The organism is Rahnella sp. RcJ3 (assembly GCF_009498575.1).
Taxonomy (GTDB): domain Bacteria; phylum Pseudomonadota; class Gammaproteobacteria; order Enterobacterales; family Enterobacteriaceae; genus Rahnella; species Rahnella aceris.
On record NZ_QSNX01000012.1, the window covers coordinates 59,803 to 79,701 of the forward strand.

General features: G+C 50.8%; 13 protein-coding genes. 8 read left to right on the forward strand and 5 right to left on the reverse strand.

Annotation, left to right across the window (positions count from 1 at the left end; genetic code table 11):
• Positions 1 to 257: 257 nt before the first annotated feature.
• The 4 genes from DXU84_RS16505 (at position 258) to DXU84_RS16520 (ending at position 7,099) form a co-directional block, all read left to right on the forward strand.
• Complete coding sequence (locus DXU84_RS16505; RefSeq protein WP_153376246.1) at positions 258 to 3,020, forward strand: WG repeat-containing protein; 2,763 nt, start codon at positions 258 to 260, stop codon at positions 3,018 to 3,020.
• On the forward strand, positions 3,020 to 5,860 hold the full coding sequence (locus DXU84_RS16510; protein ID WP_153376248.1) for a WG repeat-containing protein: 2,841 nt from the start codon (positions 3,020 to 3,022) through the stop codon (positions 5,858 to 5,860). Before DXU84_RS16505 ends, DXU84_RS16510 begins: the two co-directional genes overlap by 1 nt.
• 97 nt (positions 5,861 to 5,957) lie before the next feature.
• Complete coding sequence (locus DXU84_RS16515; protein ID WP_013576159.1) at positions 5,958 to 6,350, forward strand: ASCH domain-containing protein; 393 nt, start codon at positions 5,958 to 5,960, stop codon at positions 6,348 to 6,350.
• A gap of 98 nt (positions 6,351 to 6,448) precedes the next feature.
• Positions 6,449 to 7,099 (forward strand): hypothetical protein, encoded by a 651-nt coding sequence (locus DXU84_RS16520; RefSeq protein WP_112152166.1) that lies wholly within the window; start codon positions 6,449 to 6,451, stop codon positions 7,097 to 7,099.
• Between the two features lie 43 nt (positions 7,100 to 7,142).
• Here the strand turns inward: DXU84_RS16520 and DXU84_RS16525 are convergent, their stop codons facing one another.
• The 5 genes from DXU84_RS16525 to yebS all read right to left on the reverse strand — a co-directional run bounded on the left by DXU84_RS16525 (position 7,143) and on the right by yebS (position 15,120).
• Positions 7,143 to 7,385 carry a YebV family protein gene (locus DXU84_RS16525; protein ID WP_013576157.1) on the reverse strand — a complete coding sequence of 81 codons (243 nt, stop codon included), beginning with the start codon at positions 7,383 to 7,385 and terminating at the stop codon, positions 7,143 to 7,145.
• A 193-nt stretch (positions 7,386 to 7,578) separates the two neighbouring features.
• Positions 7,579 to 9,300, reverse strand: coding sequence for a diguanylate cyclase (locus DXU84_RS16530; RefSeq protein WP_013576156.1), 1,722 nt, complete (start codon positions 9,298 to 9,300; stop codon positions 7,579 to 7,581).
• 371 nt (positions 9,301 to 9,671) lie between these two features.
• Positions 9,672 to 11,189 carry a 16S rRNA (cytosine(1407)-C(5))-methyltransferase RsmF gene (rsmF, locus tag DXU84_RS16535; RefSeq protein WP_037037450.1) on the reverse strand — a complete coding sequence of 506 codons (1,518 nt, stop codon included), beginning with the start codon at positions 11,187 to 11,189 and terminating at the stop codon, positions 9,672 to 9,674.
• Positions 11,190 to 11,273: 84 nt separating this feature from the next.
• Positions 11,274 to 13,904, reverse strand: a complete 2,631-nt coding sequence (locus DXU84_RS16540) for a PqiB family protein (protein WP_013576154.1) — start codon at positions 13,902 to 13,904, stop codon at positions 11,274 to 11,276.
• Positions 13,873 to 15,120 (reverse strand): membrane integrity lipid transport subunit YebS, encoded by a 1,248-nt coding sequence (yebS, locus tag DXU84_RS16545; RefSeq protein ID WP_153376250.1) that lies wholly within the window; start codon positions 15,118 to 15,120, stop codon positions 13,873 to 13,875. The genes DXU84_RS16540 and yebS overlap by 32 nt, the downstream gene beginning before the upstream one ends.
• Before the next feature lie 257 nt (positions 15,121 to 15,377).
• Here yebS and DXU84_RS16550 point away from each other — a divergent pair, with 257 nt between their 5' ends.
• The 4 genes from DXU84_RS16550 (at position 15,378) to htpX (ending at position 19,892) form a co-directional block, all read left to right on the forward strand.
• Positions 15,378 to 15,875: a GAF domain-containing protein gene (locus DXU84_RS16550; protein WP_013576152.1), complete on the forward strand. Its 498-nt coding sequence runs from the start codon at positions 15,378 to 15,380 to the stop codon at positions 15,873 to 15,875.
• Between the two features lie 95 nt (positions 15,876 to 15,970).
• Positions 15,971 to 16,660, forward strand: a complete 690-nt coding sequence (gene proQ, locus DXU84_RS16555; RefSeq protein ID WP_013576151.1) for an RNA chaperone ProQ — start codon at positions 15,971 to 15,973, stop codon at positions 16,658 to 16,660.
• Positions 16,661 to 16,679: 19 nt separating this feature from the next.
• The gene (gene prc / locus DXU84_RS16560) at positions 16,680 to 18,752 is read left to right on the forward strand and encodes a carboxy terminal-processing peptidase (RefSeq protein ID WP_013576150.1); all 2,073 of its coding nucleotides are present in this window, start codon (positions 16,680 to 16,682) and stop codon (positions 18,750 to 18,752) included.
• 258 nt (positions 18,753 to 19,010) lie between these two features.
• On the forward strand, positions 19,011 to 19,892 hold the full coding sequence (gene htpX, locus DXU84_RS16565; RefSeq protein ID WP_013576149.1) for a protease HtpX: 882 nt from the start codon (positions 19,011 to 19,013) through the stop codon (positions 19,890 to 19,892).
• Positions 19,893 to 19,899 lie beyond the last annotated feature (7 nt).

Consider the following 19,899-nt stretch of genomic DNA (forward strand, 5'->3'; position numbering starts at 1 on the left):
CGGGTGAGTAATGCAGGTGAGCGGTAACACACAGGGCGTCTCTTTCCGGGAATTGATAATATGTATTCATTCGTTACAGAGTAATAAAATAGCTGCTTTTTCTTTCACAAGCTGACACCCTATAGGCGTATGGCATGTGCGCTCGCTTTAAATTGATTATTATCGGTTTTTTTACCGTCTCACGCGCCCATTCTGCGGGTGATGAAAAAAATGCGGGCGCTACACTTTCTAATTTTATCCAGTTATAAGGGCATCGGATGAATTGCTCCGAAAAATTCAAATATGTCAGAAACTTCAGTGCGTTATCCCTGGTTCTGAATGCTTTTTTTAGCCTGCCGGTACATGCGGATGACGCACTGTTACGGGCGTGTAGCAATGCAAAAACGGCCAAGGATTGCCAGTTGCCTTTCCAGCAAGGGCTTTCCCCTGTGCAGGTCGGGTTATCCCGCGAACCGTTGTGGGGGTACGTGGATACCACCGGGCATATGGTGATCAAGCCTGATTTCAGTGAAGCCCGGGGTTTTGTGAACGACCTGGCTGCTGCGAAAAAAGGCGATAAATTCGGCTATATCGATAAGAAAGGCCACTGGGTTATTGAACCTAAATTTACGCGGGCAACCGATTTCAATGCACAAGGCACCGCGCTGGTCGTGACCGATAACCGTCTGGTACTGATTGATCGCAAAGGTGCAGTGATAAAAACGCTGCCGTTTGCCGTTTCTCTCGACAGCCAGGGATTTGTGCGCGGTCAGGCATTGGCAAGTGTGCAAACGCAAGTTTCGCCTGCCTTGTGGAATGCCTCCACAAATCGTTCCCTTTCTCTGCCTGATGATGTCATTGCACTGGATTTGCCTCAGTCCGGGCTGATTCCAGCTAAAAAGCGTGATTCTGCGCAAGACGGTTACTGGGGATATCTCGATGAAAATGGTGACTGGGCGATTGACCCGATGATCCTGAAAACCCGCGACGAGCCGCAATTTAGTGGTGATGTCGTTGCGGTGAAAACCAAAAACGTCTGGATGTTCGTTGACCGGCAGGGTGTTTCGTTAAATAAAGAGCAATATAAATCTGTACGTCCGCTGGCTTCAGGTAGCTGGCTGGTTACAGCTGCGGATAGCAGCAAACAGTTGCTCAACAATAAGCTGGAAAAAGTGCAGGATATTCCTGCAGATCAATCTGAAAACATCCTCGACTGGGGTAAAGCTACGCTGGGAACGGGCAGTAAAGGCATTGTGATTATCGGTGCTGATAATCAGGTTGCTTCGCTGAAAGTGAATAAGCCGCAAGTTCTGCAACAGGGCAACCGTCTTTGGGTGATGCAAACTGAGGGGAAAACGCCTCAGGTCGCGCAGATCTATGACAATAACGGCGTAGCGCTTCTTAATGACGCCACGCTGACAGCGCTGAAAGACTATCAGTTAAGACCATTGGCCACGACGCCGATGATCGATGACATCAATGCTTTGGCGCAAGCAACCACAGATACGGCACAAAGCCTGCCATGGGCTGTTCTGACGCCTGTTGATGCGACAAAACCTCCGGCAATCCTCACCTCCCAGGGGAATGTGCTTTCCGATCCTCAGTGGGCATCGGTTGAAGGAGAGGCTTCTCAGGCTCCGTTGATCATCCATACTGAAAACAAAAAAGTTGGCGCGATCGATGCGGCAGGGAAATGGGTTATCCAGCCAGTCTTTACGCAAATCACCCCGTTTAACGGCGACTATACCTGGGCCACTGACAACAATGGCAATACAGACGTTAAGCACCTTATTGATCGCAGCGGTAACGCGATAGACGTTCCGGCAAATATTCAGCAAAGCGCTCAGCGTTTGTCATCCGGACTGCTGTTTTATACCGGGGGCGAAAAAGATGCCCAACGCTGGGGCTTATGGGACATTGCGAGTAAAAGCAATAAAGCTGCACCTCAGTTTATTCAGATTGATTCCTTCAATGACGGTTATGCCCTGGCGCAGACAGATACGGGCTGGGGCGTGATCAGAACCGACGGCAGTTGGGCGATTGCGCCTGATGCGGGCCGTAGCGGTAAATTCCAGTATATCGGGCAGGGTGCTTTTACGCTTTCTGATAACGATCAGCCCGGTGAGCGTGGTGCGCTTGCCAGCCATTACAGCCTCTACAGCGCTGAAAACGGTCAGGCTTTAGCCACAGATTTGCTCTCAAGGCCGCAGCCTGTGGGCCGCAACCACTGGCTGGTTCAACCTTCCGAAGGTGGTGTTGCATTGCTCGACAGCGCAGGGCGTTTCCCTGTCAGCAAGGCAATTACTGCATCTTCAAGTTCTGTTGATGGCGACTGGGTTATGCTCAGTTTTTCCCCTCATTTTGGGGCGATTAACAGTCAGGGCGACTGGCAAGTCCCACCACTTTATACCGCTGAATTCAATTTCATCCCGCCTCTTAATCTGAGCCGCGCGGTCAGTGATGGCCGCGTCACATTGATTAATGATCATGGCGCGGTTCCGTTAGACGGTTTTGAACAGGCCCAGGCATTGAACTCGATGGCGCGGTTGGTCATGAATGACGATCTTACAGGCGAAACTGTGTTGTATGACAACGACGGCAATGAGATTCAGCGCTTCGCCGGACTCGACAGCCTGCAGGCGGATAAAGCCAATTCTGGCGTCATCCCTCTGCGTGATAGCAAGGGCCTGTATGGTTTTGTTGATCAGCAAGGCAAGAAACTGATCGGTTCTTACTTTGATCAGGTTGGTGCAATGAGCAATAATTTTGCTACCGCCATGAAGAAATCGACCTATGGCAATTTGCTAGGTTACATCAATACCACAGGGCGTTTCGCTATTTTGCCTAAGTTCGATTGGGCAAATGATTTCAGCGAGAAACATGCATGGGCAGGGGGTAAAGGTGTGGTCAGTTTGCTAAACGGTGATGGCGCTGTTCAGGCGAAAATTCAGGTGCGCTGTAATCAGCGTGTCATTGTGGATGCTAAGGGGGCTTATCTCTGGCCAGCCAAGGCTCCTGCATGCGGTACCGGAGGTAATTAATGATTGTCAGCAAACCTTCAAGGCTAAGAAATGCACTCCGTTGTGCTCTGAATACCAGCAGTACACTGGCCTTATTGACGCTGACATCCGCTGCAATCGCGGCAGAGCCCGACAGTTGCTTTGCGCCGTTATCTGCGGCGCAGGCGGATGCACAAAGGCATAATGCATTGCCTGTGGTTCAGAATTTATGTATCCGTGATGTCCATGAAGGCCGTGCAGCAGTGCTTTTGCCTGCTGCAGATGCAAATGGCGAGCGTTGGGGCTTTTTAGACAATCAGGGGCAACTGGTCATTAAACCTGTTTTTGAAAAAGTCGGTGACTATCATTTTGGTGCCGCCGCTGCCATGCAACAGGGCAAGTGGGGATTCATCGATCTGACAGGAAACTGGATGATTCCGCCGGCCTTTGATCGCGTCCAGCCCTTTACCGAATCCGGGTTGGCCGTGGTGACGGCGGGAGGTAAACCACAAATTATTGACCACAAAGGTGCCCAGGTCGGTAAAGCGCTGGATGAATTAGTGGATGACGCCACTCTGAGTGACGGCATTCCGGCCCGGCTGAGTCTGACGTTTAACAGCGTTCTGCTTTCCCCTGATGGTGTCCGTCATGTGGCTACCGACAAAATGGAAGTGGTTGAACCGTTTGGCCCGAAAGATCTCTTTATCGCTTTTGATGCCAGCAAAGGTTACGGCATCATTGATGGCAATCTTACCTGGCGCGTTCTGCCGCAATACAGCGCAATCACCCTTGATCCGCAAAACTCTTCTGTTGCCCTGGCGAAAAATGCGGAAGGAATTACCTTAATTCGCACCGACGGTGTGCCGGACGAACAGAAGTACTTGTCGGTCAGTGAAGAAACTGGCGCTTTCTGGCTGGCAAAAACCCCTGAAGGGATCAAATTACTTGATAATTCCGCAGTGGTTATCGCCACCTTTAGCGAAGCCGAGGCCTCTTCGCTTCGTGTCTCCGGTGATTACGTGTTGAATCCCGTCACCAAAGACGCTCTTACATTGTATGTACCGGGACGTAAACAACCTCTTTTGTTGCCTGCGGGCAGTGAGCCCTGGGAGCACAGTACGGGTGAATATCTGATCACTACCAAAGGTGACCCGAAAAAGGTTAACGCGATTGTTGCACCTTCTGGCGGCATCATCGGAGGCTCACAGAATGTGGGCTGGCTGGCGCAAATCACCAGCGCAGAAGTGATCAACCACCGTTTATGGCTGCGCAACGACCAGGGTGATGTCGTCAATATTGTTGATGCATCAGGAAAGGCGTTACTGAATCAGAAGAATATCAGCGCCCTTGATGGCAGCCGGATTGAACCTCTCTATGTGAGAAATGATGTTACTTCTGCACAATCGCCACTGGCACTGATTCGTCCTGAATCCGGAAGCGGTAAAAACGGTGCCGGTTTCCTGCGCCCGGACGGTTCACTTCAGCTCGACAGCAAATGGCAGGATATTCAATCTGCTGACGCAGACGGTAATATCGAACAGTTTATTGTCAGAACGGCTGAGGGAACCGGTGTTGTCGATGCTCAGGGGAAAATTGTTATCCCGCTGACCGAAGACAATATTTCGCCCTTTGTTCATGGCTATGCGCTTGATTATCTGGACGGCAAGCTGACCGCACTGGATCACGCGGGTAAGCATTATGATTTGCCCAACGTATTCGAGATTGAGTCTGTGGGTAACGGCTGGTTCCGTTTTCGCGAAACCGCTGCCGAAGGCGCGCTGTGGGGCATCTTTGATGTCAACACACAGAAAACGGTTGTTCAGCCCTCTTATCAGGATGTGGGTGACTACGCCGATGGTCTGGCGGCGTTCAGAGCGCCGGGAGGCTTATGGGGCATTGTGGACGGTCAGGGTAAAATCATTGTTGAAGCGAAGTATGCTAAAGCAAAACGTATTAATTCTGCGCTCTGGCTGCTGACGCAACCGGCCGCTCCTGACCAAGCCGAATCCAGTGTGATTGCTGAAATCATTGGCAATGATGCGAAAGCGAGAGTCGCAGCAACGGCGGGGTTATCAGTCACTCAGTTCAGTGATGGACGCATTCTTGCCACCTCTGCCGCAGGGCAGTCCTGGCTTTTGGATCCCCAAGGCAACATTGAACTGCACGAACAGCAAACCCGTATCAGCGCGCTGGGCGATTGGGTAAAATTATCCCGTAAGCCGCAGGAAGGTTATCTTTCTGCGCAAGGAGAATGGCAAATTCAGCCCGTAGCGGAAGCCCAAAGTTCTGCTTTTGTGCAGGGCCGTGCTTTGCGTTCGACGCCGGCAGGGTATGAGCTGATCGATGATAAAGGTGTGCGGGTTGCGGCTATGCCTGAGGGCAGGTGGACAATGCCGTCAGCCAGCACGTGGTCTGTCTCTAACGACCCGCAGGATGGTACGCCAGCGACCCGTTATGTCGACAACACCGGTAAATTAGTACTGACGGTACAGGGGAATGCCAGCCTGATGGTGAATGATCATGCTGTACTGACACGCGCAGACGGCATGAAAACCTGGATAAACGGCCAGGGTAAACAAGCTGAGGGCATTGCTTATGCCGACTTAGGTTTGCCTGTGGATGGCCTGGCATTCGCCAAAACGAACAATAATTACGGTTTTGTCGATGTACAGGGTAACTTTGCCATTGCACCGCTATTCAGTGCCGTCTCACCGTTTGACAGCGGCGTTGCCGTCGTTTCAACGCCTGTGATGTCAATGATGATTGATAAAACGGGTAAACCGCTTGCAAGGATCGATAAGGAATGCGGCATTGCCGTTTTATACGGCGCTGGCAGCGCAAGACAGTGGCCGGTAGCGATGCCGGATAACTGCAAACCGTAGAACGCATTTCTGGCTTTTAAAACCCGCTACGGCGGGTTTTTTTGTGCTAATGTTTAACTGTCATAGTAGTGAACTATCTCAATTGAAAGGATAAATTATGATTCCGCAGATCCCACTTAAATACAGGGATGCAGAGCGCTGGTCGTTTGGTGATACCGAGTCGTCAGCAGACGAACTGGCTAAACGTGTTATTGCAGGCACAAAAACCGCCACCTGTTCAAACCTGGATGATGACCCGGAACCAGAACCTGGCGAAATCTTTGTGGTGGTCGATGGTCGCAATAATCCGGTGTGTGCCGTACAACTGACCGAAGTGAAACAAGTTCCTTTTGATCAGGTGACAGAGCAACATGCCTGGGAAGAAGGTGAAGGTGACCGCACGCTGGCTTACTGGCGCGCTGAGCATCAGCGTTTCTTCGAAGAGTACGAGATGTTTGAACCCACTATGCCATTGTTACTGATGAAGTTCCGGATGATAGAAAAGTTCTAAATATCTGAGGGGCCTGATAAGGAAAATCAGGCCTTAAATCTCGCCAGCCAGCTATATGATCAACCTGATGTTGTCGATCTGCCGTTCAGGAATATGTCATGTCAGTGAATTCAGTAAATCAACGCGCTTTTGCAACCCTTTCAGGAATACCTTATTTCAGCCAGTGGGAAGACCCTGACTGTGCTGCCGGAATTATTGCCGGTGAACTCGAACTGAGTGATATCAAACTATGGGCCCAGTCTGGCGCATCAACCCAGCAGGAATTTATTGAGTGGGCAAACCATGTTTGTGGGATGTGTTGCCTGAAAATGGTGCTGGCGGCGGTTTCCGGAAAAGTGGTGCCTGTTCTTAATCTGACTCAGCGCAGTCTGCCATATGGCGCGTATGTTCGTGATGGCGACAACATTAAGGGGTTGATTTATGCACCTTTTGTTGAGTATGTTCGCCAGGAGTTGGGGATGACCGCAGTAGTTAAAGTGGGAATTGCTGCTGAGGATATTGCTGCACAAATGGTAGATCACCGGTTCTTCATTGCCTCGGTGCATCCGTCGGTTCGTATTCCGGAGACTGTTCCGCCGCGTAAAGGCGGGCATCTGGTGCTGGTGACGCGTGCCGACAGGGAGTTTGTGACCTTTCATAATCCTTCCGGTCATGATATTTCCACACAACAGGATGTCACGTTACCGGTGAAAGTCTTCGCCCGCTTTTTTGCCGGACGGGGTATTTCGTTGGTTGAAAACGCTGAGTGAACGCAAGCGGCATGGCGAACATCATCCCGTTCGCCATGCTGTATCACTCCAGTCGCATTATCCACTCATCTTTCTGTTCGTCATACTTCTCCTTGTACAACACAGAGTGACGACCATCGACCACTGCCGGGACACTGGTGTGATCATCCCAGGCATCAAGTTGCATACACAAATCAGGATCTGATTTGCACGGGATGTGCACTTTATCGCCGCCTTTTGCTTCAGGCGTTGAGAGATGCGCATCGTCAATTTCGTAGCTACCAATTCTTATGCTCGATTTTCCCATCAGGTACCCCTTGCCAGAGTGACGCGAGTAATTTCAACAACATCAGGTATGACCAGTTGGCCGCCCTTATATGAGGATAGACGACAGCACAAAAAGTGCCACCTGAATTTTACTGCTGCATAAAACAGGCAAAAAAAAGAGGAGGGGAAGGTGAACCAGCCGCGCGGCAGATAGCGCACGACTGTACAGAGGATTAAAGTTTATTGAATCTTACCGAGACGGGCATGGCATTAATCTGATTGCGACCGTTGTTTTTTGAGAGGTACAGCGCTTCATCAGCGGCACTCACAATATCCGACTGATCCTCAATGTCCGGATCCTGATCTGGCATATAGGTCGCAATTCCCTGGCTGATGGTCACGCGATTAAATTCACTGAAGCTGTGTTTGATGCCCAGCACTTCAATGGATTCCATAATATGCTGCGCCACAATCCACGCCCCTTTCAAATCCGTATCCGGCAGAATCGCGGCAAATTCTTCGCCGCCAAAACGTGTCACGACATCGGTGCTGCGTTTGAGTGATTTTCGTAATGTACGCGCGACCAGACGCAGACAGGCGTCACCGGAAAGATGGCCGTAGTGATCGTTAAAATGTTTGAAGTAATCGATGTCGATCATCACCACGGTCAGTGGCGTGCGGTTACGCTTGGCACGCATATATTCATGGCTGAGCACTTTTTTAAATTCACGGCGGTTCGGCAATTTGGTCAGCGAGTCCGTGCGCGCCTGAATTTCCAGACGGCGGTTAGCTTTGACCAGTTTCAGTTCCAGCAACTTACGTTCATGCACATCTTCGGCGGTGCCATACCAGCGCTGAATGGAGCCGTCAGCGGCATAGCTCGCTGCGGCACGAATGCGCATCCAGTTCCAGCCGCGGTCTACGTGGCAGAAACGAACTTCAATATCCAGGGGGGCGCCGGTCTTCAGGCAATGTTCCCAGGTTTGTACGGCAGCACGACGGTCTTCCACATGCATACTCTGGATCCACTTATCTGCCAGAATATCCTGTCGCGTCATGCCGGTAATCCGCTGGAAGCGCGAGCTGACGTCGTTGAGCAGACCGCGCGGATCGGCTGTCCACGGGATTTGCGGGTTCAGCTCAACCATATTGCGGTAATGCTCCTGGCTTTCACGCAGTGCTCTTTCCATACGTTTGAGGCTGGTAATGTCGGTCATCGCGACGGAAAGGCCATTAAGCTGATTCTGCGTATCACAGGCGGCTTTGATACGTACAAAGAAAACCTGATTCTTACCGGGAACGGAAAATTCGCGGTCCGGCGTGGTTTCATTCCGCTTCGCAAGTTCAAGTGCATTATTGAGCAACGGAGAAAGACCGGGCAGAAACACGCCGACTTTACGACCAATCGCTTCGTAAGGTTGTAAACCGATAATATTCGCCATGGCATCGTTTACGGTGACGTAGCGCATTTGCAGGTCGATAAAACACAGGCCGACCGGCGCATTGGAATAAATGGTTTCAAGCTGGAAGAGGCGCTGACCCGGAGCCTGATCAAGGCTGGTCAGGTTACGATCGATCCCCCGATAACCCCGGAAATTACCTTCGTTGTCAAACAGCGGAACACCGCTGGTTTCAAGAATGACTTCCGTCCCGTCAGGGCGAATATTACGGTTCAGCAAACCGCCGAATGGCGCGCGTCGTTCGACGATAGCAGCAAACTGCTCGCCAACCCGTTTGGCTTCATCAGGTGGCATGAAGTCAAAAGGCGTTTTGCCTAATACTTTTTCAGGTGGAACACCGAGAAACTCGATGCATTTATTGGAAGAGAAAACATAACGCCCCTGCGTATCGACTTCCCAGATCCAGTCAGAATTGTTATCGATGATATCCCGCAGGCTGGCCATTTGCTGTAATAGCAGCCCATCTGCTGATTCGAGTTTCATTTCATCCGACATGACACTTCTCCGACTGGCAGGTCTTTACTCAACATCAGGCATTAAGATTTATATCTGAAAATGATATATCACTAGCAATGTTATCTTGATGGCAATAATACATGTCACGGTAGGATTATTCCTACTTATAATTCAATAAATCTTTCTTGATAATATAAATAATTATCTACTATATTCGGCATAAAATGTTGCCTAAGTAAGGGTTCCATACACTTTGTCACCCCTATTTCACCTAAACACGACGTTGTACAGAATTCGCCAAAATGCTTGTCAGGATGAGTTTTTAATCGTTAAAGATAATGATTAGGTAGAATATTCTGCGCCATCACGATGATCTTATGGCACAGAAGTTTGCAAAAAGTTTAAATTAATTAATCGTTCGATAAGGTCTGCGGACGAACCGCGCCATCCCTGACCAGCTCACGCGGCAAACTATTTTTAATCCGGCTTCCGATTCGTTTCGCTAATCCCAACGGCTGGCCGAGCCATGTCACCAGACATTCATCTGCCGGTGGGGCAGTTTGCGGATAAATATCGACGCCCCGGAACCAGCTTTGCGCCAGTTCGTCGTCAATTTCAAAACGGTTTTTAGTTTCAGTATCGCTGAATGCGACCACGGCTTCGTGTTGCCAGCGGAAGCCTTTCGGAAAGCGTTCAGCCAGCCTGATACCAATACGCGAAAAGCGCACTTTCCCAAACAGCGGTTCCAGAACTGCCGGGAATATCCAGATCTCTTTGTCGCGTTGCCACAACGTATATTGTTTTTCCTGCCATAACAGTCCGGACTGACCGGCAGCTTTGATAATTTCTGCGCTGTCCTGACGGGAAAGCGGAGAGAAAGGGAAACGACCGACTTTGTATCCCGGAACAGGCAAGCGCGGTACGGAGTCCGTTTTGCGAAAACGCGCGACGAAGAAACCTTCACTGTCATAAACCTGAGGGAATACGTGCAGATAGCCTTCCTGCGTCACCGCTTTCCTCGCACCCGGGAATAAGTCTGCCAGCGATTCACTTTCCACCGCATCAGCATAAGTCTCGAGCAGCCACTGGCAGACCTGCTGGTTTTCCTGCGCATTAAGGGTGCAGGTTGAATAAACCAGTACACCGCCCGGTTTCAGCGCATGAAAAGCGCTGTCGATCAGTTCACGCTGCGTGGCAGCAATTTCCGACACGCTGTTTTCAGACCAGTTGCTCATGGCATCAGGATCTTTACGGATAACGCCTTCGCCCGAGCAGGGGGCATCCAGCAGAATGGCATCGAAAGTTTCCGGTAATGCGGCACCAAATACGCGCCCGTCAAAGTGGGTGAGTGCTGTATTGCTGACACCGCAGCGGCTGATATTGGCGTGCAGAACTTTTACCCGGCTTGCGGAATATTCATTGGCAACGATGCCGCCCTGATTTTCCATCAGCGCCGCAATCTGCGTGGTTTTTGAACCCGGTGCGGCGGCGACATCCATCACCAGCGTCGGCTGAGTGCCATCAGCAAATAACGCAGTGACCGGCAGCATTGAGCTGGCTTCCTGAATATAAAACAACCCCGCAAGATGAGACAACGCATTGCCTAAACGCGATTCATCCAGTGCATGGCGGTTGATCCAGAAACCTTCGGTGCACCACGGCACAGGCTCTAAATCCCACTGATAACTGCCGGCCAGTGTAAGGAAATCTTCCACGCTGATTTTGAGGGTGTTGACCCGCAGGCTGGGGCGAAGAGGGCGCTGACAGGCAGCGATAAAATCCTCCATGCTCAGGCTGGCAGGCATGATTGCACGAGTGGCTTCCAGAAAAGCGGCGGGTAATTTATCAGCAAAACTGCTGGCAGTGGTGAGCTTTGACAAGAGTGCGGTTCCAGAACTGAATAAGTTTTCAGCCGCGGAGTTTAGCATATTTACCTGCGCAGGGAGGGGCTTCAGTCGTAACCAGGAAACGAAAAGGCCACCCGAAGGTGGCCTTGATGAAAATCATATTGGTTAATTTTTGGGGATTGCCGTTCCCCATTTCTGCCAGTCTTTTGGCGCTTCCGGATTGAGCAGGAAATGGTTGCCATTGCTGGCTTTCGGCGCCAGCGGCGTTGTCGGTGGGGTCGCAAAAGCGATACCGCCACGGATAAACTGCTGGAATGTGCCGCTTTTGAACACGCCGCCGGTCAGACCGAATTGAAGGTCATAACCGGATGCCAGCCAAAACACCGAGTTTTCGCGCACCAGATACTGGTATTTCTTACTGATCCTCAACGTCACGTTTACCCGGTCGGCCATCGCACCAAGGTAGAAGCCCGAGACCGTACCTACTTCAATGCCACGGAACAACACTGGCGTGCCGATTTGCAATGAACCGACTTCTGCTGCGTCAACAACAATGCCAAGACCGTCGGTGTAGCGGGAATCGGTAATGGTAGATTCCTGCAGGTCGAAATTACGCGCCGGAACGCCTTTGCCTGCTTCAACGTTGATATAAGGCTGGAGCAGGGTTTCCAGATTACTGACACCACCGGCTGAAATTTCCGGAGAAACAATCGAGAAGCGCGAACCGCGACGGGCGAAGTCGTTCACAAATTCCGGATATAACACGGCTTTGGCCGAAACCTGATTGAGCTGCGGATCGAGCTTCAGTGATTCGACCTGACCAATTGTGATGCCCAGATAGCGTATTGGCATGCCAGCAGAAAGCTTACTGGCATCATAAGTGTTCAGCGTTATCTGGCTGCCGACAGCGCGGGCCGCGGTTTCTGAATCATACAGAACCCGTTTCACGCCTTTACTGGTGGAGACACCTTCAAGATTATCAAAGCTGATGGCGCCTTTCAGCGCACGATCCAGCGGCGAGGCCTGAACGGTCAGACCGCTGCCATTGAGTTGCACTTTGGCACCACCTTCAGCCCAGAAAATGCTTTTCTCAGACAGAAGATTGCGGTATTGCGGCTGAATATACACATCCACTTCAAACTCGTTCGCTTTCGGGCGAACATTCACAATCTGCCCAACCTGGAATTTACGGTAAAGCACCACTGATCCGGCCTGAATATCTGGCAGGGTTTTCGCCGTCAATGTCAGTGTGGCACCTGGCTGATCTCCCTGAATACCTTCAGCGGCTTTTTCCGCGTTGCTGTAAAGCGGGTATTTCTGAACGGGTTCACCTTTACTGCCAGGAATGAGGCGGATACCCCCATCGACCCATTCCTGTGCGCTGGCACCCAACACTTCCATGCCATCAATGCCCAGCTTCACATCCACGCGGCTGTTGACCACAAACTTGCTGTCTTTGTGCAGCAGATTTTTATATTCCGGCTTGATCGCGGCATTAAACAGGATGCCTTCATCAGTCAGCGTGCGGTCAATCACCGAGCCGACGTTGATACCGTAAAGCTTGATCGGCTGCCCCGCATCAATTCCATAGCTTTGCGGCGCAATCAGCTGAATCTTGACGGTACCGGGGTTCTGAAGCAGGCGCTGGTTACTGTCAAGCACCACGAAATGCTTTTGCGCTTCCCCATCGCCCGGGATCAGTTCCAGCGTATTACCCGTCAGTAACTGACTGATGTTAGCGTTGTTCAAACTAATTTTCGGGCTGTTCATTTCGATACGCGTCCCGGTACGCATCATGTCGATTACCGAAGGGTCGACAGTGAGTTTACCGGTAACTTTATTGTCGGGTTGCAAAGTGACTTTGGTCAGGGTACCGACCTGCAACCCCTGATACATCAGCGGTGTCTGTCCTTCTGACAAGCCGTTGCCGTTCGGCAAATCGAGATTGATTTCAACCCCACGCTGGCTCTGCGCCAGATCCGGATACAGCACGTAAGACTGGTCTGCTTTGGCCGGATTACCATCATTTGGCGAATCCATTGAAATGGCTCCGTTAACCAGCGCGGCCAGACTTTCCATTTGCACTTTCGCGCCACTCAGGCTGAAGTCGCCTTTAAAACCGGATACGTTCCAGAAGCGCGTGTTGTCTTTCACCAGACCGGCAAAACGCTTGTCGATCAGCAAATCAATCGTGACGCCGTCATTACCACTTTCAATGTCGTAATCGTAAACTTTCCCGATAGGGATTTTGCGGTAATACACCAGGGAGCCGGTGCTCAGTGAGCCCAGATCTTTTGAATGCAGGTGAATCATCAGCTCACCGGTATTCAGGCGGAATTTAGGCTGGGTATCGAGCGCGACGAAATGATCTTTCTCTTTGCCGGGGCCGGGCATCATGCCGATGTAGTTACCGCCCACCAGCGCATCAAGGCCGGAAACCCCGGCCAGTGAGGCTTTTGGCGTCACCAGCCAGAACTGTGTGCCTTCGCGCAGGGCGTCAGACAAATCGCTTTTGATACTGACTTTTACCTGAATGGTACGCAGATCTTTGGTCAGACTGATGGACTCTACTGTCCCAACCTCAACCCCCTGATAACGCACAGGAGTACGGCCCGCAACGATACCCGCTGCTGACTGGAAATCGATCGTGACAGTATTTCCACGCTCCTGATAGTTGCTGTAAATCAGCCATCCGGCGATCAGTAAAGCAATAAACGGCAGAAGCCAGAAAGGCGAAATCCGGCGCCTGTGTTTTATCCGTGCTTCAGTCGGTGTATTCGGCGTTTCCTGTTGCATGTGCATCCCAAATCAAGCGGCTATCAAGCCATTCAACGGCAAGAATGGTCAGAATTACGGCAGAGCCAAAGTAAAAGGCGGCCGGACCCATAGTAAAAGACAAAAGCTGGTCACGGTTTACCAGCGACATCATTAATGAAATAACAAACAAATCCAGCATCGACCAGCGTCCTATCCAGGTGACCAGTCGCAGTAAACGGATGCGCGTTTTCAGTCCCTGAATCGCTTTAAAATGGATGCTGAGTAACAGTGTCAGCATCACAATCACTTTAGTAAAAGGCACCAGTACGCTGGCAATAAACACAATTGCGGCAATCGGGATATTCCCTGAAGTGGCAAGCGAAACGACACCGGAGAAAATAGTGTCCTTCAGTTGCTGCCCGTTGGCGTAAATGATGGAAATCGGCAGCAAATTGGCCGGGATTAAAAACATCATGGCCGCAATCAACGCCGCCCAGGTTTTTTGCAGACTGTGTTTGTAGCGTTGTTGCATGGGAACATGACAGCGTGGACAGCGCCCGCGTTCATCCGGTAATCCGGTAAATTTACAGGCGATGCACAAACGCAGTGAAGACGGTACGCCCTTTGGCCTGCGCTGCGGATAAAACTCCTCCCACAGCTGCTCAATATTAAGATTAATCATCGTCATTGTGACCATCACAGTCATCATCAGATACGCGGCCAGTGCAACTCCGGCATTGATATCCGCATATTCTTTGACCTTGATGCTGGCGACCGCCATGCCAATCAGATAAATATCCAACATCACCCAGTCTTTCAGGCGGTCAAGCATCAGCAATACAGGTTTGAGATTCATCCCCAGCTTGCTGCCAAAATGCAGATAAAGAATTGAAACAGCGAGTGTCAGCGGCGCACCGATGGTGCAAAACGCGACCATACTTGCCGTGACCGGATCGCCCTGACGCGACATCTGCCAGATGCCTTCAAGCAGGCTGGCGTCAATACGCGTGCCAAGCAGACGGATGCTGATCAGTGGTTCGGTATAAGCGAAAGGCATCAGCAGCAAAATGCTGATGGCCATAGTGATCAGCCGGGGAAGGGAGCAAACTTTGCCTTTTTCCACTTTGGCGTTACAGCGCGGGCAATGTGCAGTTTGCGTCCGTTTCAGCGCCGGAAGCGAGAAAAGGTAATCGCATTCATGGCACCGCTGGTAGCGAACATGCGGTAACTGGACTGATATTGTGTTTATTTTCATAGTACCTGGAATAGTAAAGAATACCTGTTGTTACAATTACGCATCCCCGTTGGGGGGCAGACGAGGCCATCAGGCCAAGATCAGCCAGGTTTTTTTGACAAAATAACGTATTATGCGGTCGGCAAACAGTTATTGTAGGCGAGTCTTTTTGATGTCACACAGGATTAACCTTGTTCACATGGGCATTTAATGCTTATTTTATAGGGGTTAAGCACAACAGAACGGCTCAGTGCCCTTAGGTCATTATTGGTTACTACATGAATAAAGAAGCATTCTACACGGAATTAAAACGTGATTTGAACGCGTTGATCGCCGGAGAAAACAATTTTATTGCTACTCTGTCGAACGCAAGTGCCTTACTTTTTGAACGTCTTGATGGCGTCAACTGGGTAGGTTTTTATCTGCTGGACGGCACAACACTCGTGCTGGGGCCATTCCAGGGTAAAATTGCCTGCGTGCGTATTCCGGTAGGAAAAGGCGTCTGCGGTACCGCAGTAGCGGAAAATGCTGTACAGCGTGTGGGCGATGTTCATGCCTTCCCCGGGCATATCGCCTGTGATGCAGCAAGTAATGCCGAAATTGTTCTGCCAGTGGCCGTTAATGGCACAGTGATCGGCGTATTAGACATTGATAGCACCGTTTATCAACGCTTCGATGAAGCGGATGAACTGGGGCTGACAGAGTTAGTCAGCGGGCTTTGCCAGCATCTCGAAAGCTGCGATGCTGAAAAATATGTCAATCTGATCGTAAGTTGATCGTCGGATAACGTGGCATTTAATAATGGCGTCATTATAATGACGCCTGTTCATGCCTGCGCCGGTTGGCAAACCCGTTGTAATCAGGAAATTTCATGGAAAATCAACCTAAGTTGAACAGTAGTAAAGAAGTCATCGCCTTTTTGGCTGAGCGGTTCCCGCTCTGTTTTACCGCCGAAGGCGAAGCACGCCCATTAAAGATCGGTATCTTTGCGGATTTGGTCGCGCGCGTGCAAGGTGAAGAGAATCTGAGCAAAACTCAGTTACGCTCTGCTCTGCGCCTGTATACCTCAAGCTGGCGTTATCTGTACGGCGTTAAAGTCGGTGCAGAACGTGTTGATCTTGATGGTAATTCATGTGGCGTTCTTGAAGAACAGCACGTAGAACATGCCCGTAAACAGTTGGAAGAAGCGAAAGCCCGTGTTCAGGCACAACGTGCGGAACAACAGGCTAAACGTCGTGAAGCCGGTGAAACCGCTGAGCCACGTCGTCCACGTCCGGCCGCTAAAAAACCTGCGCCGCGTCGTGAAAATGCGCCCGCAGCTGTGGCTGGCCAGGAAAATCGCAAACCCCGTACACCTCGCCCACCGCGTGAGGAAAAACGTGAACCGCGTCATGTGCCAGTAACAGACATTTCAAAACTGCAAATTGGCCAGGAAATCAAAGTCAGAGCAGGTCAGAGTGCGATGGATGCAACCGTATTGGAAATTGCCAAAGACGGTGTTCGCGTTCAACTCTCTTCGGGTCTGGCGATGATTGTACGCGCAGAACATTTGCAGTTCTGATACGGAGGCCAACTCAGGCATGAACAAATTTGTCAGATTAAGCGTTATTGCGGGTCTGTTAATGGCAGGAGCCGGGCTGGTGAACACCAGCTTTGCTGCGAACGAGAGTACACCGGTGACTCTCGCTCAACTTCCTAATTTAACGCAGGATCCGCAGGATGCAACGGTGAGCGAGCGTGTGACTGCTCGTTTTACCCGTTCACATTATCGTCAGTTCGACCTTAATGCAGATTTCTCAGCGAAAATCTTCGACCGTTACCTCAACATGCTCGATTATGGCCATAACGTATTAATGGCTTCCGATGTCGCACAATTTACTGATAAACGTGCCACCTTGGGTGAGGAACTGAAATCCGGTCAGTTAACTACCCCCTATGCCTTATTCAATCTGGCTCAGAAACGCCGCTTTGAACGTTATGACTATGCGTTAAAAGTGCTTGAGCGCCCGATGGATTTTACGGGCAACGACACCATTGAACTTGATCGCAGTAAATCACCGTGGCCGAAAGACCGCGCTGAGCTGGACAAATTGTGGGATGCGAAAGTCAAATATGACGAGCTGAACCTCAAACTGACCGGCAAGAACGATCAGGAAATTCGCGATGTATTGTCTAAGCGTTATCATTTTGCGATGAAGCGTCTGACGCAAAGCAACAGCGAAGATGTCTTCCAACTGGTCATGAATGCCTTCGCGCACGAAATTGATCCGCACACCAACTATTTATCGCCTCGCAGCACTGAACAATTTAATACTGAAATGAGCCTGTCTCTGGAAGGTATTGGTGCGGTCTTGCAAGGTGACGACGATTATACAGTCATCAATTCGATGGTTGCTGGCGGCCCGGCGGCCAAAAGTAAAGCCATTGCAGTGGGTGACCGTATTGTGGGTGTCGGTCAGGTTCAGGCAGGAAAACAGACTCCGATCGTTGATGTGATCGGATGGCGTCTCGACGATGTGGTTGCGTTAATCAAAGGGCCAAAAGGCAGCAAAGTCCGTTTGCAGATCTTGCCAGCGGGTAAAAATGCCAAGAACCATGTGATTACGCTGACCCGCGAGAAGATTCGTCTCGAAGATCGCGCCGTCAAAATGACCATCAAAAATGTTGGCGCTCAAAAAGTCGCTGTGATGGACATTCCTGGCTTCTATGTTGGCCTGACAGATGACGTCAAAGTGCAGTTGCAGAAAATGGCTAAGCAGAACGTTAACAGCCTGGTTATCGATCTGCGCACCAACGGAGGGGGGGCGCTGACGGAAGCGGTTTCGCTGTCCGGTCTGTTTATCCCAAGTGGTCCGGTGGTTCAGGTACGCGATAATAATGGTCGCATCCGTCAGGACAGTGATACTGATGGCGTCGTTTACTACAAAGGCCCGCTGGTGGTTCTGGTTGACCGCTTCAGTGCTTCGGCATCAGAAATCTTCGCCGCCGCTATGCAGGATTATGGCCGTGCGTTGATTGTCGGTGAGCCGACCTTCGGTAAAGGTACGGTTCAGCAGTATCGTTCACTGAACCGTATTTACGACCAGATGCTGCGCCCTGAATGGCCTGCGCTCGGTTCTGTGCAATACACTATCCAGAAGTTCTATCGCATCAATGGCGGCAGTACTCAGCGTAAAGGGGTTACCCCGGATATCCTGATGCCAACCGGTATTGAATCGATTGAAACCGGCGAGAAGTTCGAAGATAACGCACTTCCGTGGGATAGTATTAATGCGGCAACCTACACCAAATTAGGCGACATGAAACCGTTCCTGCCTGAATTGCTGAAAATGCATGAAGCCCGTATTGCGCAAAATCCTGAGTTCCAGTACATCCAGCAAGATATCGCGCGTTACAAGGCGCTGAAAGACAAACGTAACATTGCCTCTCTGAATTACGCCCAGCGTGATAAAGAAGATAAAGAGGATGATGCACTGCGTCTTAATCGCCTGAATGAACGCTTCAAGCGTGAAGGCAAGAAGCCGCTGAAATCTCTCGACGATCTGCCGAAAGATTATGTTGCTCCGGATCCTTACCTTGATGAAGCCGACCATATTGCTGTCGATCTCGGTAAGCTGGAAAAGTCTCAGGTTGATCAGGCCCCGGCAAAATAATTCTTGTGACAGACTGACTAAAAGCGCACTCCGGTGCGCTTTTTTTATGCGGTGTTTTTCTGAATAACATCGGTATTTCAGCCCTGTCTGTAAAAGCAAACGCTTCAAAATGTAAAGTATTGTGAATTCAGGCCTTCAGAACGCATGGAGTCTTGAATCCTGATAAGAAGCCCATAGGATCAGTACAGCCCGGCATGCTATGTGCCGGTGGTATGACTCGCTAATAACAATGAAGTAACAATGAGGAAGTGAAATTTTATGATGCGTATAGCGTTGTTCCTGCTGACTAACCTGGCCGTTATGCTGGTATTCGGGCTGGTACTTAGCCTGACCGGCATTCAGCACAGCAGCGTGCCGGGGCTGATGATCATGGCCGGGCTATTTGGCTTCGGTGGCGCAATTGTCTCATTACTGATGTCGAAATGGATGGCGTTACGCTCAGTGGGGGGGGAAGTCATTGAGCAGCCGCGTAACGAAACTGAGCGCTGGTTGATGGACACCGTGCGTCGCCAGTCTCAGCAGGCGGGCATTGCGATGCCACAGGTCGCGATTTATCACGCACCCGATATTAACGCCTTCGCCACGGGCGCACGTCGCGATGCCTCTCTGGTGGCGGTGAGCACCGGATTGCTGCAAAGCATGAGTCAGGACGAAGCCGAGGCGGTTATCGCCCATGAAATCAGCCACATTGCGAACGGCGATATGGTAACCATGACGCTGATTCAGGGGATCGTGAATACCTTCGTGATCTTCATTTCACGTATTATTGCGCAGGTGGCCTCGGGCTTCCTTTCCGGCAACCGTGATGGCGAAGAGAGCAGTAACGGCAATCCGCTGATTTATTTTGCCGTGGCGACCGTGCTTGAACTGGTCTTCGGTATTTTGGCCAGCATCATCACGATGTGGTTCTCACGTCACCGTGAATTCCATGCGGATGCCGGTTCTGCAAAACTGGTGGGCCGTGAAAAAATGATTGCTGCGTTGCAGCGCCTTAAAACCAGTCATGAACCGCAGGAAGCGGGGAGCATGATGGCGTTTTGCATCAACGGTAAATCGAAGTCATTCAGCGAGCTGTTTATGTCCCACCCGCCACTCGACAAGCGTATCGAAGCGCTGCGCAGTGGTGCATACATCAAGTAATTTATTT